Source organism: Flagellimonas aquimarina (assembly GCF_003149745.1).
GTDB classification, from domain to species: domain Bacteria; phylum Bacteroidota; class Bacteroidia; order Flavobacteriales; family Flavobacteriaceae; genus Flagellimonas; species Flagellimonas aquimarina.
This window is the reverse complement of sequence record NZ_QGEG01000002.1, coordinates 260,243-277,634: the sequence shown is the minus strand read 5'-3', so window position 1 is coordinate 277,634 and position 17,392 is coordinate 260,243. Positions and strand designations below refer to the sequence as shown.

Below are 17,392 nucleotides of genomic sequence, written 5' to 3'. Positions count from 1 at the left end.
GTGGGCTGTTTTACCTCTTTTTATACAATCCGTCAAAAGCAGTGTTAACTACCTTGTTCCCTTCCAGCACTTCCCAAAGTTGCCTTACGGTACCATCCTCATTTTTGGTCCATGTAATTCTGTTTACATATTTTTTTCCATCTTCCTTGGCAAACTCATCCGAAGACAGTATCATTTGATTGCCTACCCTATTCCCTTTAAGTTTTAGGTATGTTCCTGCATTGTCAATCCAAAGTTGTTCCCATTGTTTGGTCGTTGTATTGAAAAAATTAAGACTTGTTCCGGTAAAACCAGAACTCGCGCTGGTCCAATTCTCCCGAATGACGCATTCACCTTCCTCTTTGCTAATCTTGCTTTTCCCAGCGGCTGTGTCATTATTTGAGTTTGTAACATCCCATTCTCCTATCCAAAAATCAAAAGCTGAATGATCCGGAGAACAACATGTGCACGGCTTGTCATCTTGGGCATTCGCTAAAAAAGAAATGAAGAAAACCGCTACTAGACATAACTTTTTCATATTCTACTATTTTATGTTTTGTAAATAATTGATCACTTTTTCATTAAACACCATTGGTTCTTCAACATTTACTACGTGCCCACAGTTTTCGATCACAAACAATGTAGATGCAATATGCGAGTCCACAACTTTCTTAATTGTTGGCAGAAACAAATAATCTTCTCCTCCCATAATATAGTACGTTGGAATCTTAATATCAACCGCTCTAAAAAAACGCAACAAAGGGTTAATTTCAGAGGTCAACTTAAACCATCTGATAAATTCCTTTTGATATAATTTTTTGGCCTCCCTAACAAATAGCAATCTAGATTCTCTATGGTTTTTGTTTGGCATAATTACAAACGCAAAAAATTTGTACAACCAGATATAGGGCACTATCGATTTAAAAACAACTCCCAACCGCATTAGAATTTGGGAACGAAGGTTAAGCTTCATTATAGCACCTCCCATTACCATGCTCTTAACTCTATCCGAATATTTCTCCGCTAGATTCCTAATGAGAATCGTTCCTAGGGATATTCCAATAAAATGGGAAGCTTTAACCCTCTCATGGTCTAGTACTTCAATTATATCTGCAGTAATGGAATCAAAAGTATACTTTTCGCTAAATGCATCCTTAATATTGGGTTTAGAGTTGCCATGCCCTCTTAAATCCAAAAGAAGTATATTAAAATGCTTTTTAAAATCTCTTATTTGTTTATACCAGATTGTAGAACTGCCCCCTGCTCCATGAACAAATGTGACCCATTCCTTTGATGTTTTGTGCTGATATTTTGTGTAGTGAAGCAATTCCTTTTTTTATAAATGTACGTTAATTTTTTACTTGGAAATGGCAAGGTTTAAGCCTTGGAAGGCCGAATTTAGTTAAATTTTAGATAAAGTACCTGATTTCTAGATGTATACACTCCATTCCCATAGTCCGTAGCCTTGTTTTCAACGTATCTTTGTTATAACAAATCTTATAGAATGAAAAATCAGTATTGTAGAGTTGGAGCTGTGACTCCAATTACCAGCGGAAATCAGGCCGTGTCCATTTTAGAGTTCAGATATCAAAGTTTTATTGAAAAAGCGGCGGACGCAACTTACATGGACACCAACCTAGGTGAATTTTTTAAGAAAAAAGCTCAAGGAATTAAAAAAGTATTAGAGAATTTAGGTTAGGCAATTATTATAGCTTACCCAATTCAACCTCCATTTCTTGCTGTATATTTCTTGCTTTGTTAGCTGCTTCCTTGGCAAAATCTTCCCCCTGAGAAGCATATAATATACCTCTTGAAGAGTTTACGAGTAGCCCTACATTTTTAGTTATCCCATATTTACAGACTTCCTGTAAATTACCTCCTTGCGCCCCAACTCCTGGAACCAGTAAAAAACTTTCTGGAACAATCTGTCTTACTCCCTCTAAATAAGATGCCTTGGTCGCTCCTACCACATACATTAAATTTTCAGCGTTCTTGTACGTCTTGGATCTTTCCAAAACCTCTTTGTACAATTCATGGTTTCCAACATTTTTAGTCTGAAAATCAAAAGCTCCTTGATTGGATGTAAGTGCCAACAAAATGGTATGCTTGTCCTTAAATTCCAAGAATGGCTCTACAGAATCCCTGCCCATATATGGTGCAATGGTGATAGAATCAAAATTTAGAGCTTCAAAAAATGCTTTGGCATACCTGGTTGAGGTGTTTCCAATATCCCCTCTTTTGGCATCTGCAATGGTAAACATTTCAGGATGTTTTTCATTTAGATACTCCATAGTGCGCTCCAAAGACTTCCAGCCTTGCAAACCGTAAGCCTCATAAAAAGCAATGTTTGGTTTGTATGCAACACAAAATTGGTGGGTTGCATCTATAATTGCCTTATTGAATGAAAAAATTGGGTCTTTATCGCCAAGTAAATGTTTTGGTATTTTGGCTAAATCTGTATCCAAACCAACACACAGAAAAGATTTTTTTTCGAAAATTTGGCCTACTAGGTCTTTAGTGGTCATACATTAAAAAATCTCAGATGCTTCTTTCAGTTTCTCGGTATTCTCAACCAGCATCAATTCATCAATAATTTTCTGAACATCTCCATTGATTATGTTTTGTAGATCATACAACGTTAATCCAATCCTATGATCTGTGACCCTACCTTGTGGGTAATTATAGGTCCTAATTTTTGCAGAACGGTCACCACTACTTACTTGAGAATTACGTTTAGCAGCATCCTCTTCCTGTTTCTTGGCCAACTCTAAATCGTAAAGTCTTGAACGAAGAACCTTGAATGCCTTTTCCTTATTTTTGTGCTGGGATTTTTGATCTTGGCACTGCGCCACCAAACCTGTGGGAATGTGGGTTAAACGAACAGCAGAATAGGTCGTGTTTACCGATTGTCCTCCTGGTCCTGAAGAACAGAAAAAATCAATACGTACATCTTTTGGTTCTATTTGAACATCAAAATCCTCTGCTTCGGGAATTACCATTACCGTAGCTGCGCTTGTATGCACCCTGCCCTGTGTTTCTGTTTGTGGAACACGTTGCACGCGGTGTACACCCGCTTCAAACTTAAGCGTACCATAAACATCTTCTCCAGAGACTTCAAAATGAATTTCCTTATAGCCCCCACTCGTGCCTTCGTTTAAGTCAATAATATTGGTTTTCCAACCTTTGGACTCGCAATATTTTGAATACATGCGGTACAAATCTCCTGCAAAAATACTGGCTTCATCCCCTCCGGTTCCTGCTCTGATCTCCATAACAACATCTTTCTCATCTTCTGGGTCCTTCGGTATCAATAAGAATTTTATTTCCTCCTCTAGCTTTGGAAGTCCACTCTTGGCTTCATCCAACTGCATTTTGGCCATTTCCAGCATTTCTGCATCGCTCCCATCAGAGATTATCTCTTCTGCCTCATTAATGTTATTGGTCAGTTCAAGATATTGATCACGTTTATCAACAAGTGTTTTAAGGTCCTTATATTCCTTATTGAGCTTTACATATCTTTTCTGGTCCGCAATGATATCTGGTTGTATAATAAGGTCGGAAACCTCATCAAAACGTTGTTTTACAATATTGAGTTTGTCAAGCATAAATCAATCCACGTTAGTATTGCGAATTTACGGTTTTTGATTGGATTGTATTTTTTGAAATAAATCAACTAGTTCCCTACAAAAGTAGCCCCAAGTGTTAGTATATAAGCGTCAAGGCCATCGCTTCTATCGTACTTGTTGAATCTCAAATCGATAGTTTTCAATCCGAAGGTTAAAATCTTGGAATTGGCAAAGATATCCTTGTATTGAACGCCCATTCCATACTGATGCGCATCATATTTGGACAAATCATAATCCGAAGTATAAAATTCAAAAGTGGAAACCGCATCTTCTTTTGCGTAAAAGTAATCGGCTGCAGATTGTGTATAGTATCTGTAGGTTGGATACAGCGTAAATTTATCGGTAAGTTTAAGTGGCACCTCTATGCTCGCCGTATGCGAAGTAATTCCCCAATCATCCCAGTAAAATCTGTAATACGACCGCAAAATCACAAAATCGTTTACATAATAATTCAATCTTCCACCAAATGGAATTTTAAACCTTGTATCTGGCAACCGTTCCACATCATCGGCCAGTTGAAAGTCATCAATAAAAAAGTTTTCTGTGTCACCAAAGTAAACCCGTTGAAAGGGTGTGCTCAATAATCCATTTTGAGATACTACATCCATAAAAAGTGCACCTTGCAATTTCTTTCCCAAGATTTGGGAAAAACTCAATGATACGGAATATGAATTTCTATTTTCTTTATCAAATACTGTAAAATTAGGGTTGTAAGTGCCATTTCCCGTAATTCTATCATCAAAGAAGCCTTCACGGAGCTCAATTGGGTAAATGGCATTCCACTTGTCTAAAAATACACGTCCGCTTAAGGTGATTTCTGTATTTTTTTCATTGAAAAGCCTAGAGTAACTTCCACCAAAACCAATTGAAAAATAGTCGTATTCTGTTGAAAAGTAGGCGTTTGCGCTCCAAATTGAATTTCTATCTTCTGAGCTATGTTGGTAACTTGGGTTTATATAAGCCAAAAGGTCTTTTCTGGATTCACCCGAAGAAGCATCAAAAGGTGAGGTATTGACAATGCCGCCATCTAATGGGTTAACGTTGCTTGATGACGCCGAGGTGTAGGCGGACAATCCCACATCAACAGTAAGCACATCATTTTCATTCATTGGCATTCGCAATACGATGGTAGAGGTTGCATCTGTAAGCTCTTCAGTACCTTCACCGCCCGTTACCGCGGCATTTTGCCCATCCTGACTGTAATAACTAAAAAGGACATCTATTTCGCTGGTTTCTAAAACTCTTTTTTGATAGGATGTATTGTTCTGTTGTGCCCATCCCATTGAAAAGAAAAGGAAGAAAACAAGAGTATATTTTGCTTTAGAAAAATTTAAGGGTTTCAAATAGACAGGTTTTATGTCGAACATTTTAATTACAGCCACAGCCACCTCCTGTTTTACCACCATTGGCTCCTGCAGACGCTTCCCTGTAAATTTGGAAGTTCGTTTCAAAACGCTCGGATGCTTTAGCACCCAACTGCATTTCAATGTCATTTATATAAACCTTGTCGTACTCGCGCACCACCACGCAAGAACTAGAGAGGATTAACAGAGCGAACAAAAAAAGAAGTTTGCGCATATTTTAAATTTACTGATTTTTATCAAACACGATTCCTGAGCTTTTGTGAATTTTATTATCAGAATCAACAACCACAACCTCAACACCGTCCATTTGATTAATAAGGTGTATTCCGCTATCCTTTCCCATTATAAATACTGCTGTTGCCAAAGCATCGCAGAGTTCAGCATTTTTTGTAAAAACGGAGACGCTATTTATTCCCCTTGTGGGATAACCAGTTCTTGGGTCTATAATATGAGAGTACTTTTCCCCGTCCAGCACAATATATTTCTCATAATTCCCAGATGTAGCCACTGATGACTCCACTACGGGCAACCAACTAAAAACCTTATCCTTGCTCAATGGATTAGCTATACCGATCAACCATTTTTCTCCGGTAACTTTTGTTCCCCAAGTTGTTAAATCCCCAGAAGCGTTAATTACGCCACCTTTAACCTGTTTAGACACCAAAAGTTCCTTTGCCCTATCCGCGGCATAACCTTTTCCTATTGCCCCAAAACCAATACGCATTCCTGGCTCCAATAAATAAACCGTCTGTTCTATGGGGTCAAGCTGTATTTTTTCATGACCTATTTTAGAAACTGACTGACTCAATAAGGCTTTGGAAGGAATACCTTGCATACTTCCATCAAACTTCCAGATATTGTCCATAGAAGCATAAGAAATATCAAAAGCGCCATCTGTAATCTCTGAAATTTTTTTTGCTCGCTCTATCAACCGAAAAAGTTCAATGGAAACCTTTACGGGCTTTATACCTGCATTTTGGTTAATTTGAGAGGTTTCAGAAGCTTCGTCCCAAGAAGATATTATTTTCTCAATACGTTCAATTTCTGAAACAGCTTCGTCAATATTTATGTAACCAATATCCTCATTGGGGGCAATTACAGTAATCTCAAACCTAGTTCCCATGAGTTTGAGCGTTCTTTTCACAGTAACATCCTCTTGCACTTGCCCTTTGGACAGCATGAAGAATAGGCTGCAAAAAAGAACTATAACTGCTTTCATTTTATAAAATCATTCAACAAGGAAATATACTCTTGTGGCGAGTTTTTTCTATTGAACCCTGTTTTCCCTAAAACTGATTTTTGTTTGTCCATAACCACCACCAAAGGAAAATGTCCTTTTGGGTTATATTGCTCGGCAAGGGATTTGTTGGAGTTAAGTTTGTCCTGCTCAAGTTGGTTTTTCTTTTTTTTGGGAAAATCCGCATTGTACAAAACATAGTTGTCCGCTGCGTACTTTTTAAAATCCTCAGAATCTAAAATGTTCCGTTTTAGCCTAATACAAGGTGGACACCAATCTGAACCTGAGAATACCAAAACAATAGGTTTATCTTCCTCATTGGCCAGTTTAACGGCATCATCAAAGGTGTTTTGCCATTCTTGTGCTTGGATTACTCCACAACAAAGACATAGTGCTATGAGCAATAGTTTTTTCATAGGGTCAAATTAATTTGGTATTATTCAAAAACTCGCAGTGTAGTTCCTGTAAGTTCAGTATTAAAAACTCGCAAAGGATTACTTGTAATTGAATTTAATGGAGTTCCGTTCTGGCTAAACCTTGAACCATGTGTAGAACATCTAAAAATTCCACCATCTTCTGAAATAAATCGTACCTCCTCCGTTTGCTGGTGACTACAGATTTGGCTGGCTGCAATTAGATTCCCTTCCAAATTCCTAGCAACAACAATATCTGTATATCCAAGGCTTTGAGCTGATTTTACTAAAATAAAGCCGCCGTTGTTTGCAAGAGGTGCGGCCTCAGCAGCATCTAAATCTACCGTAAAATCCACTCCATCCGGTTCTGGGAACTGTTCCAAGTCTTCAGAATCACTAGAGCATCCATGTAAACAAGGGAATGTTAGGGCAAATGCGGCACTTGCTCCTAAACTTTTTAAGAATACTTTTCTTTCCATAGCGTGGGGTTTATAGAAAGAACGTTAAATTATACTGAATCGTATGCTAATATTCAAAGAGGCCAAATTCACTTTTGATAGTCAATTTTTTATGCTCGGCGTTTTCTACCCGACCTATAATTTGGGCGTCAACGTTAAAGCTCTTTGATATAGCAATAATATCCTCTGCAACTTGCTCGTCCACATACAGTTCCATTCGATGTCCGCAGTTAAAAACTTGATACATTTCTTTCCAATCGGTACCAGATTGCTCCTGAATTAATTTGAAAAGAGGAGGAACACCAAACATATTGTCCTTAATGATGTGCAAGTCCTCTACAAAGTGAAGAATCTTGGTCTGGGCACCGCCACTGCAGTGTACCATTCCATGAATTTCTTCTGAGGAATATTTTTCTAATATCTTTTTGATGATTGGAGCATATGTTCGGGTGGGAGATAAAACCAATTTTCCAGCATCTAATGGAGAATCGAGAACCTCATCTGTTAGTTTTACATTTCCGGAATATACCAGCTCTTCTGGAACCGCTTCATCAAAACTTTCAGGGTACTTATTAGCTAAGTATTTGCCAAAAACATCATGCCGAGCAGAGGTAAGACCATTACTGCCCATTCCTCCGTTATATTCGGTTTCATAAGTTGCTTGACCAAAAGAGGCCAAACCAACAATAACATCGCCAGCTTTTATATTCGCATTATCAATGACCTCATCTCTTTTAATTCTTGCGGTAACAGTGGAGTCAACAATAATTGTGCGCACCAAATCCCCTACATCTGCTGTTTCCCCTCCTGTTGAATGGATGGACATTCCATGTTTTTCTAGATCTGCTATCAACTCTTCTGTACCATTGATGATGGCAGAAATAACATCGCCGGGAATTAAATTTTTGTTTCGTCCTATGGTGGAAGATAGCATGATATTGTCCACAGCACCAACACAGATCAAATCATCCACATTCATGATAAGCGCATCTTGAGCAATTCCTTTCCATACAGAAATATCACCGGTTTCTTTCCAATACATGTATGCCAGGGAAGATTTTGTTCCCGCCCCATCTGCATGCATAACGAGACAATACTCTTCACTCTCCGTTAAATAGTCAGGCACTATTTTACAGAAAGCTTTAGGGAAGAGGCCTTTATCAATATTCTTTATTGCATTGTGCACATCTTCTTTTGATGCTGAAACCCCACGTTGGGCATATCTTTTACTACTGTCTGAAGACATTAACTAAATTTTGGGCAAAAATAGCAGAAACTGTTTATAAATATTAGGACAGGTGATTCTTTTAAACAGAATGAAAGAATTTTTGCATTGTCGAAATCATTTGGCAAACAACAATTCCCAATACTTGGTCAGTGGCCATAAATCATCAGAGATCAATTTTTCAAGCTTATCGGACTGTTCTCTAATAGCATCAAAACTAGGCTTAACATTGTTGCAATACGCTTGGGCTTTTTTATTGATTGTAGAAAGACCATTTGCACGTCTGCGGGCATTGGTCATTTCGTCTGTCTGTTTCTTAATCTCAATTATATGCTCTCCAATTTGTTCTAAAATGTTCAACTGGCTTTCTGCAACTTTGTTATAGGCAGCTCCATATACATCCTTTAAACCTTTCACATTTTCCAAAAGTAAATTTTGATAGCGTATGGCGGAAGGAATAATATGATTGTAAACCATTTCTCCCAATACCCTTCCTTCAATCTGAAGACGAAAGACATACGCTTCCAATTCCACTTCTTGGTGTGCCTTCAATTCCACCTCACTCAGAACATCCATATCCTTGAAAAGTGAAATACTTTCTTTGGAAGTGAGCACCTGTAAAGCTTCTGGTGTATTTTGGTTATTGCTTAGCTTCCTCCTTCTGGCTTCTTCTTGCCATTCTCTCCCATAACCATCCCCATCAAAACGAATTCTTTTTGAAGTCTTTATGTATTCGCGTAACACATTGAAAACCGCTTCGTCTTTTTTCAGCTTTTTCTTATCTATCAATGCATCTACCTCCTTTTTGAAGCCTTTGAGCTGTTTAGCAACAATCGTGTTTAAAACAGTCATTGGTTTGGCACAATTGGTCTTAGCGCCAACACCTCTCATTTCAAACTTATTTCCTGTAAAAGCAAATGGAGATGTTCTGTTGCGATCTGTATTATCCAATAAAATTTCAGGTATTTTACCAACTACATTAAGTTTTAGCTCTGTTTTTTCTTGAGGAGACAATTTTCCTTTGGATACGCCTTCCAACTCATCCAAAACATCACTCAACTGCTCGCCAATAAAAATCGAAATAATAGAGGGGGGTGCTTCATTTGCTCCCAATCTATGATCATTACTTGCTGATGCTATAGAAGAACGCAACAATTCTTCATATGTATCAACCGCTTTTATGGTATTTATAAAAAAGGTCAAGAATTGAAGGTTCTTCATTGGTGTAGAACCTGGGCTCAACAGATTCACACCAGTATCTGTTGCCAAGGACCAATTATTATGTTTACCAGAACCATTGACGCCCGCAAACGGTTTTTCATGAAACAGCACCGTAAAATTATGTCTGTCCGCAATCTCTTCCATAACATCCATCAACAATAGGTTATGATCTACGGAAAGGTTAGCTTCTTCATAAACCGGGGCAAGCTCAAATTGGTTGGGAGCTACTTCGTTATGCCTTGTTTTAACCGGGATTCCCAGCTTAGTGCACTGTTTTTCCAAATCGCTCATAAAGCTCAAGACTCTAGCAGGAATGACCCCAAAATAATGGTCATCCAACTGCTGTCCTTTAGCTGCCGGATTGCCTACCAAAGTTCGTCCCGTCATCACAATATCAAGCCTAGATTGGGCCAACGCTTTGTCAATTAGAAAATATTCCTGTTCCCACCCCAATGTGGCATGTACCTTACGTACATTTTTGTCAAAATACTGTGCTACCCCTGTTGCTGCTTCGTCAATTGCATGCAAAGCTCTAAGCAAGGGTGCTTTATTGTCTAGGGCTTCTCCCGTATAGGACACAAATATTGTAGGTATACATAGCGTAGTTTTGTAAATAAACGCAGGAGAGGTAGGATCCCAAGCCGTATACCCCCTAGCCTCAAAAGTATTTCGTATTCCGCCACTTGGAAAACTGGAAGCATCTGGTTCTTGCTGCACCAATTGGGCTCCCCCAAATTTTTCCATTGCCTTTCCATCTGGTAGTATGTCAAAAAAGGCGTCGTGTTTCTCCGCTGTGGAGCCCGTTAATGGTTGGAACCAATGCGTGTAATGTGTGGCGCCCATTGATAAAGCCCAAGCTTTCATTCCTTCCGCAACCTGATCTGCGATTTTTCTGTCTATCTTACTACCTTGAAAAATGGCAGATTTTACCTTATCTAATGCTTCTTTGGTTAAAAATTGAAGCATTCTATCTTCATTGAATACATTCCTTCCAAATAACTCGGAACGTCTACCCGTTTCTTCAATACTGGTATGGGTTCTTTTGCGGCTTTCCACCAAGGCTTCAAATCTAGTACTGGACATTGTTTAACACATTTAGATTACAAAGCTACAATTAAGAATTTAATAAAATATCCTTAAAAAATTACTTTTTTTTCATTTATCCCTCTTCAAAGCAGGGGTAATGTAAATAATAACTCCTTGTTTATTATTTTAACCCTTTAAAATGGATATTATCAAATGAAAAATATATTTTTGTCAATCGTAAATTTGAGAACAAATAACTACCGTAATTATGAGTAAATCAAAATTAGAATACATCTGGTTAGATGGTCACGAACCAACTCAAAACATGAGGAGCAAAACCAAGGTTGAAAACGACTTTAGTGGAAAGCTAGAAGACTGCCCAATATGGTCTTTTGACGGCTCATCAACCGAACAAGCATCAGGAGGTTCTTCTGATTGTTTATTGAAACCTGTAGCCATCTTCCCTGACCCAATAAGAAAAAATGGATTTTTGGTCATGGCAGAAGTTTTAAGTGCTGATGGCACTCCGCACCCTTCTAACGCAAGAGCTACCATTGATGATGATGATGATGATTTTTGGTTTGGATTTGAGCAAGAATATTTCTTGATGGATACAAAAACGGATTTACCATTAGGTTTCCCTCGTGGCGGATTCCCTGGTCCTCAAGGTAAATACTATTGTTCTGTAGGTGGAAGATATACTTGGGGCAGAGATCTTGTTGAAGAGCATGCTGATCTTTGTATTGAAGCTGGATTGAATTTTGAAGGGATAAACCAAGAGGTTGCTCCAGGACAATGGGAATTCCAACTTTTTGCAAAAGGCGCTAAAAAAGCAGGTGATGAAATTTGGATTGCCCGTTATTTATTAGACAGATTAACAGAAAAATACGGTTATTACATTGAATATCACCCAAAACCGGTAAAAGGAGATTGGAATGGTTCTGGAATGCACGCCAACTTCTCTAACACCACTTTAAGAACATGTGGTTCTAAAGAGACTTATGAAAAAATTTGCGAAGCATTTAGACCAGTTACAGCTGAACATATAGATGTTTATGGAGAATTTAATGATGAGCGCTTAACTGGATTGCATGAGACTGCCCACGTATCTGATTTCTCTTATGGCGTTTCAGATAGAGGAGCATCTATTAGAATCCCCATCATTACCGTAGAAAAAGGATGGAAAGGATGGTTAGAAGACAGAAGACCCGCTTCTAATGGTGATCCTTACAAAATTGCAGGCAGGATTATAAAAACGGTAAAGTCTGCTGACGTATAGTTTATAAATTAATTGTTGATTATAGTTTTAGAACCGCTCCAATTGGAGCGGTTTTATTTTATGGTCAAATAGACAAAAACTATATAGAAAATTATCAACACCAGACCATCTCTCCACCCCAAGCGCAATCCTCTTGGAAAGAACACCAAAGGCAGAATTAGAAAGGAAATGCCCAACATCCAGAAAATATCGTTAGATAACAAGCCTTGATCAACCACCGTTATAGGAGTAATTATTGAAGTAATTCCCAGAACCGCCAAAAGATTAAAAATATTGGAACCGATTAAGTTCCCTAAGGAAATAGCTTTTTCCTTCTTTAAAATTGCAATGATAGATGCGGCCAGTTCTGGGATGCTGGTACCTACAGAAACAATGGTTATCCCTATTATCCTATCGCTTACACCAAAGGAAGATGCCATTCCAACAGCACCATCGATCAATAGTTCTGAACCCCCCCAAAGAGCGGTTCCACCTATTCCCAAAAACAGCACAATTTTATATAAGGGCAAGGGAATATCATCCTCTGGCATTTCATCAACAACGGCTGTTTTCTGAAATCTGAGCAGATAAATAAGGAACAAAAACAAAAAAACCACCATAATGATACCCTCGTACTGTTGTAGCACCCCGTCAAAATAAATAAAGCCAACAAAAAGCAAGGAAGCTACCATCATAACTGGCCAGTCCGTGGTATAAAAACTTTTGCGCACATCAATGCTTCCAAGTAAAACAGTAATCGCGAGCACCAAACCCAAATTTGCAATATTGGACCCAACCACATTTCCAAGTGCCAAATCAGGAAATCCATCTAAAGCGGCTTTTATACTAACGATAAGTTCTGGTGCAGAAGTTGCAAAGGAAACCACGGTCATCCCTATTACAATTTTAGGAATTGCCAATCTAAGTGATAAAGCAACCGCGGCCTTTAACAGCCAATTTCCCCCCATAATGAGGAGAATAAGACCCAGAATAATAAAAAGTAGATTTCCCAACAATAAGAATTTGGTGTAAATATAGATGAAGATTTATTCCTCAACAGATTTCAAAGAAAAAAAAACACGCGCTAAAAATCACTCAAATTCTTCCAAAAAAAACTTTACCAAAAAATAACCCCTCTCTTAATCCCCAATAATGAAATCAACCAAATTGATACTTTTTTAAATGAAAAGCCCCTTGGTTTTTAAAAACATGACCAAAACTCCTCTACAATTATTACATTTTAATATCAATTATATCATTTTATATTACATTATCATACATTATTCAAGGAAGTCACATAAATTTTAAACCCTATTTCATTTTTAAACCTACAATCTTGTATTCAATTGTATTGATTTTGCTCTAAAAATTTGGAGACATGATAATTCTCATTTTATATTAAAAAACGTAACCGGTTAACAACAGTTTTTCAACCCTTAAAATCAATCAACACAATGATTACAATAGCTAAATTCTTGGTGATGTTGCTCATACAACTCATCGCTTTCATTTTTGTTTAACCCTTAAAACCAATCACTATGATTACTTTATTTGGAATACTGATTATACTATTAGGAATTGTTACACTGGTTACAAAACCACTTTTTAAAAATGCCAAGTTACTGGAATGGTTTACTGCAAAGCGAAGTGTTCAGATAATAGGCATTGGAATTGTGCTGAGTATTGTTACCGGAACCTTCTTTTATGCAGAACCTGGTACCGCTTATGCGGTGCAATATCCTTGGGGTGGCCAGAAAGCAGTTTTTAGACAAGGTATACATACTAAAATGTGGGGTAGATTAATCCCTATTCAATTTGAATTGCCCATTAAATATGTAATCCCCAGCCAAGAACATGGTTTAGGCGAGCAAAGCGAATATGCCAATGTGGATGAAGCCAAATACTGGGCCTTTAGTGATGCGGTTAAGGCTAGAATTGCAACTTCGGTTGTTATCAGTATTAATACAGAGGATGAAGGACAGTTTTTATCCGTTGCAGATCGTAACAAAACCGAGAGGAATATGATTCGGTCCAGAATTATCTCCAATATTGACCAGTCTATCAAAAACACGTGCAAACTTATGGATGCACAAGATTACATCTCTGGTCAGGCATCAGATTTTGACCGTTATTTTAAAGATCAGTTAGAGAATGGAATGTACGTACTGGAAGAGTACGCAGATAATCAAACCAGGGAAATTATTGGCGATAGCAGTACTGTTAGGACCATAGTAAATAAAGACACCAAACATAAAAGGTTTCGCATTCAAATTAGAAATGGTGAACCTGTGCGTGAAAAGGGCAATTCGCTCAAAGCCTATGGTTTAACTGTTATACAAGCTGTAGTAACTGAAATTGACTGGGAAGCAACTTTTGATAATAGATTGCAATTACAGAAGGAAGAAGTGGCTCAGACCCAGTTAGAAAAGCAGCAAGCCGAAAGAGAGTTCTACCGAGCGCAAAAAGAAAAAGCACGTGGTGAAGCAGATAAAGCTACAGAAAGAGCTCGCTTGGAAAAAGAACAGATACAAAAGACCATTGCTGCAGAAACTGAAGCCAAAGTGGCCGAATTTAATCTTGTAAAAGAGAAAAAACAGTTTGAAGTAGAAAAATTCAAAGCACTGAGCAAAAAAGTAGCCGCGGATGCCGAATCCTATCAGAATGCCAAACTGGTAAATGCCGGATTAACGCCCCAAGAACGTGCTGAGTGGGACTATAAAACTTCCGTAGGTGTTGCTCGTGAATTGAAAGAACTTAGATTACCTGAGATATTTATTGAAGGTAGCAGTAGTAAAAACTCGGACAACACGCTCTTAGAGTCCTTAATTGGTGCCGATCTTGCCAAGCAAATGATGAACAAGCCAGAAAAGTAAGACTACGCACTTTTTTAAAATCCCGCATCAGCGGGATTTTTTTTATAAAAACTTTAGCAATTCCGTTGTGATCAGTATTCCTTGATTTGACTATTTTACATTTTTCTAACAAATCAAACTCAAAATGCTTAAAAAAATAACATTTTTATTTATTGCAATTGCAACAGTGTACTCCTGCAAACAGGAACCCAAAAAAGAAGAATCATCTAATGTCAGCGCCGATTTTGCAACCTTACTGGACAATTATTATGAAGACGGACTTAGGTTAAACCCCATAAATGCCACAACGGCCGGTGATAATCGTTATGATGATGTGTTCACAAATTTCCTCTCCGATGACTTTGCCGCTAAAGCAAAAACCCATTTTGAAGGCTACAAAAACAAATTGGCTTCTTTTTCAGATGAGGACCTTACTGAAAGTGAGCAAATGAGCAAGGCTATTCTAGCTTGGGAATGTGATATAAATTTGGCCGAATTCAATTACAAAGCCAATCTTACCCCAATTGATCAAATGTGGTCCCCTAACCTATTTATGGGGCAATTGGCAAGCGGCTCCAGTGCACAACCATTTAACACTGTTGAAGATTATGAAAAATGGATGAAAAGGGTAGATGGATACTTGGAATGGATGTCCAGTGCAGAAGAAAAAATGAGAGAGGGGATGGAGAAAGGTCATGTGCTTCCAAAATCTTTGATTAAAAAAGTGTTACCTCAATTAGAATCTCTCACCACGGAGGACATGGATACGCACCTTTTTTACCAACCCATAAAAAACCTTCCGGACAGCTTTACAGAAGAGGAAAAAACCGCTTTAACAGATGCTTATGGAAGTATGGTAAAAGACAAAGTGATTCCTGCCTATCAAAAACTTCACGATTTCATGAAGGATGAATATGCACAAATGGGTCGGGAATCCAGCGGAATCCAAGGAGAGCCCAATGGTGATGCCTATTACGCACATCAAATAAAAAAGTATACCACTACCAACATGACCGCTGCAGAAATTCATGATTTAGGATTGAGCGAGGTTGCCAGAATACGGTCTCAAATGGAAGAAATTAAAGAACAAGTTGGTTTTGAAGGAGATTTAAAAGCCTTCTTTGATTTTGTTCGCAACAATAAAGAATTGATGCCCTACACTGACCCGCAACAAGTTATTGACAACTTCAATGCTATTCATGATCGCATGAAACCCCAAATAGAAAAGCTTTTTGATGTAAAACCTAAAACTCCATTTGAAGTTCGCCGGACGGAGGCATTTAGGGAAAAGTCTGCAAGTGCAGAATACAATCCAGGTTCTTTGGATGGCACGCGTCCGGGTATTTTTTATGCTCCTATTCCTGAGGTTACAAAATATAATGTGTATTCCGATGAATCCTTGTTTTTACATGAAGCAATTCCTGGTCATCATTACCAAATATCATTAACCCAAGAAAGTGAGGTTTTGCCACGGTTTAGAAAAACGCTTTGGTATAGTGGATATGGTGAGGGATGGGCACTTTACAGCGAATCTTTGGGAGCGGAATTAGGTCTTTACACAGACCCATATCAGCTTTTTGGGATGCTTGGTGCCGAAATGCACCGGGCGGTTCGCCTAGTTGTGGACACCGGTCTTCATTACAAAGGATGGACACGTGAAGAGGCCATTCAATATTCTCTGGACAATGAAGCAGAATCCGAAGCTAGTATTATCTCTGAAATTGAACGATACATGGCCAATCCAGGGCAGGCATTATCCTATAAAATTGGGCAGTTGAAGATTATGGAACTCCGTGAAAAAGCAAAAACCACGTTGGGAGATAATTTTGACGTTCGTCAATTCCACAATCAAGTTTTGGAAACAGGATGTGTACCCCTGGCATTGCTCGAGGATAAAATAAACAAATGGATCAAAGAAAAAAGTTAGTATAACAAGGGCCGTTCTAAGCGGCCCTTTTTAATCTTACCAGAAATAAGTAATAACTTGATTATCTTTGCCTTTACCAACACCTTGACCCATGTTCTACAAACTATTGGCCAAAATAAACAAAGTAATCCTCCCGTCGTATTCTAAAAGAAGGTTAGACTTGGCAAAAGCATCCAAACTGCAAATGGCAATTATTGGTTGGCGTTATTTTATAACCACAAAATCCTTGGACTAATAGTTCAACAAGGATTTTATATCATATCCATTGAGCTTATCAGCACCATTTAAAAAAGTAAGATGAATCAGAAAATTACACTGTATTACCTCCCCTCCTAATCTCTCTACCAGTTTGCACACTGCACTCGCCGTGCCTCCCGTGGCCAACACATCGTCATGCACCAATACTTTTTCTCCTTTTAGTATAGCATCTGTATGTATTTCCAGTATATCATCACCATACTCCAGCTCGTAAGATTCTGAAATGGTCTTGTATGGTAGCTTTCCCTTTTTGCGAACGGGAACAAAGCCTGCATTTAGTTTTGAGGCAATTAAGGGGGCAAAAATAAAACCTCTGCTATCCACTCCCACTACTTTATCAATCCTATGATCTTCAACCATATTACAAAGTGTTTCGCAAGCTTTTGAAAGTGCGTTTGAGTCTTTTAAAAGTGGTGTGATGTCCTTAAAAACGACACCGTGTTTAGGGAAGTCTTCAATATCACGAATGTAGGGTTCAAAATCCATTATTTTTAGTTATGAGGTTTTGTCGTAAATTTAAAAAGAAATATATTTGCACCCCATTAAAA

18 protein-coding genes are annotated in these 17,392 nt (G+C 38.2%); 5 read left to right on the top strand and 13 right to left on the bottom strand.

Going from position 1 to position 17,392, the window contains the following annotated elements:
* Positions 1–10: 10 nt before the first annotated feature.
* Positions 11–517, bottom strand: coding sequence for a hypothetical protein (locus tag DKG77_RS07985; protein WP_109661977.1), 507 nt, complete (start codon positions 515–517; stop codon positions 11–13).
* 6 nt (positions 518–523) lie between these two features.
* The gene (locus DKG77_RS07980) at positions 524–1,306 is read right to left on the bottom strand and encodes an alpha/beta fold hydrolase (protein WP_109661975.1); all 783 of its coding nucleotides are present in this window, start codon (positions 1,304–1,306) and stop codon (positions 524–526) included.
* A gap of 177 nt (positions 1,307–1,483) precedes the next feature.
* Here DKG77_RS07980 and DKG77_RS07975 point away from each other — a divergent pair, with 177 nt between their 5' ends.
* On the top strand, positions 1,484–1,678 hold the full coding sequence (locus tag DKG77_RS07975; RefSeq protein ID WP_109661973.1) for a hypothetical protein: 195 nt from the start codon (positions 1,484–1,486) through the stop codon (positions 1,676–1,678).
* Positions 1,679–1,685: 7 nt separating this feature from the next.
* Here DKG77_RS07975 and pyrF read toward each other — a convergent pair whose 3' ends face one another.
* From pyrF to DKG77_RS07930, 9 genes are all read right to left on the bottom strand, one after another.
* Positions 1,686–2,504, bottom strand: a complete 819-nt coding sequence (gene pyrF / locus DKG77_RS07970; RefSeq protein ID WP_109661971.1) for an orotidine-5'-phosphate decarboxylase — start codon at positions 2,502–2,504, stop codon at positions 1,686–1,688.
* A gap of 3 nt (positions 2,505–2,507) precedes the next feature.
* Positions 2,508–3,584: a peptide chain release factor 1 gene (gene prfA, locus DKG77_RS07965; protein WP_109661969.1), complete on the bottom strand. Its 1,077-nt coding sequence runs from the start codon at positions 3,582–3,584 to the stop codon at positions 2,508–2,510.
* 68 nt (positions 3,585–3,652) lie between these two features.
* Positions 3,653–4,888, bottom strand: coding sequence for a DUF3570 domain-containing protein (locus tag DKG77_RS07960; protein WP_109663672.1), 1,236 nt, complete (start codon positions 4,886–4,888; stop codon positions 3,653–3,655).
* An 85-nt stretch (positions 4,889–4,973) separates the two neighbouring features.
* The gene (locus DKG77_RS07955) at positions 4,974–5,183 is read right to left on the bottom strand and encodes a DUF4266 domain-containing protein (protein WP_109661967.1); all 210 of its coding nucleotides are present in this window, start codon (positions 5,181–5,183) and stop codon (positions 4,974–4,976) included.
* 9 nt (positions 5,184–5,192) lie between these two features.
* Positions 5,193–6,188, bottom strand: a complete 996-nt coding sequence (locus DKG77_RS07950) for an FAD:protein FMN transferase (RefSeq protein WP_109661965.1) — start codon at positions 6,186–6,188, stop codon at positions 5,193–5,195.
* Positions 6,185–6,622, bottom strand: coding sequence for a thioredoxin family protein (locus DKG77_RS07945; protein ID WP_109661963.1), 438 nt, complete (start codon positions 6,620–6,622; stop codon positions 6,185–6,187). The genes DKG77_RS07950 and DKG77_RS07945 overlap by 4 nt, the downstream gene beginning before the upstream one ends.
* A 20-nt stretch (positions 6,623–6,642) precedes the next feature.
* Complete coding sequence (locus DKG77_RS07940) at positions 6,643–7,098, bottom strand: QcrA and Rieske domain-containing protein (protein ID WP_109661962.1); 456 nt, start codon at positions 7,096–7,098, stop codon at positions 6,643–6,645.
* Positions 7,099–7,144: 46 nt separating this feature from the next.
* Positions 7,145–8,323, bottom strand: coding sequence for an AIR synthase related protein (locus DKG77_RS07935; RefSeq protein WP_109661960.1), 1,179 nt, complete (start codon positions 8,321–8,323; stop codon positions 7,145–7,147).
* A 96-nt stretch (positions 8,324–8,419) separates the two neighbouring features.
* Positions 8,420–10,606 (bottom strand): glutamine synthetase III family protein, encoded by a 2,187-nt coding sequence (locus DKG77_RS07930; protein WP_109661958.1) that lies wholly within the window; start codon positions 10,604–10,606, stop codon positions 8,420–8,422.
* Positions 10,607–10,817: 211 nt separating this feature from the next.
* Between DKG77_RS07930 and DKG77_RS07925 the strand changes: the two genes are divergently transcribed.
* Positions 10,818–11,828: a glutamine synthetase beta-grasp domain-containing protein gene (locus DKG77_RS07925; protein ID WP_109661956.1), complete on the top strand. Its 1,011-nt coding sequence runs from the start codon at positions 10,818–10,820 to the stop codon at positions 11,826–11,828.
* Between the two features lie 53 nt (positions 11,829–11,881).
* Here the strand turns inward: DKG77_RS07925 and DKG77_RS07920 are convergent, their stop codons facing one another.
* Positions 11,882–12,820: a calcium/sodium antiporter gene (locus DKG77_RS07920; RefSeq protein ID WP_109663670.1), complete on the bottom strand. Its 939-nt coding sequence runs from the start codon at positions 12,818–12,820 to the stop codon at positions 11,882–11,884.
* Positions 12,821–13,345: 525 nt separating this feature from the next.
* Here DKG77_RS07920 and DKG77_RS07915 point away from each other — a divergent pair.
* The 3 genes from DKG77_RS07915 (at position 13,346) to DKG77_RS07905 (ending at position 16,821) form a co-directional block, all read left to right on the top strand.
* Positions 13,346–14,680 carry an SPFH domain-containing protein gene (locus DKG77_RS07915; RefSeq protein WP_109661955.1) on the top strand — a complete coding sequence of 445 codons (1,335 nt, stop codon included), beginning with the start codon at positions 13,346–13,348 and terminating at the stop codon, positions 14,678–14,680.
* A 124-nt stretch (positions 14,681–14,804) separates the two neighbouring features.
* Entirely contained in the window at positions 14,805–16,586 is a 1,782-nt protein-coding gene (locus tag DKG77_RS07910; protein WP_109661952.1) for a DUF885 domain-containing protein, read from the top strand.
* 91 nt (positions 16,587–16,677) lie between these two features.
* On the top strand, positions 16,678–16,821 hold the full coding sequence (locus DKG77_RS07905) for an SsrA-binding protein (RefSeq protein WP_109661950.1): 144 nt from the start codon (positions 16,678–16,680) through the stop codon (positions 16,819–16,821).
* Here the strand turns inward: DKG77_RS07905 and DKG77_RS07900 are convergent.
* On the bottom strand, positions 16,818–17,330 hold the full coding sequence (locus tag DKG77_RS07900) for an adenine phosphoribosyltransferase (protein ID WP_109661948.1): 513 nt from the start codon (positions 17,328–17,330) through the stop codon (positions 16,818–16,820). The genes DKG77_RS07905 and DKG77_RS07900 overlap by 4 nt on opposite strands.
* Between the last annotated feature and the right edge of the window lie 62 nt (positions 17,331–17,392).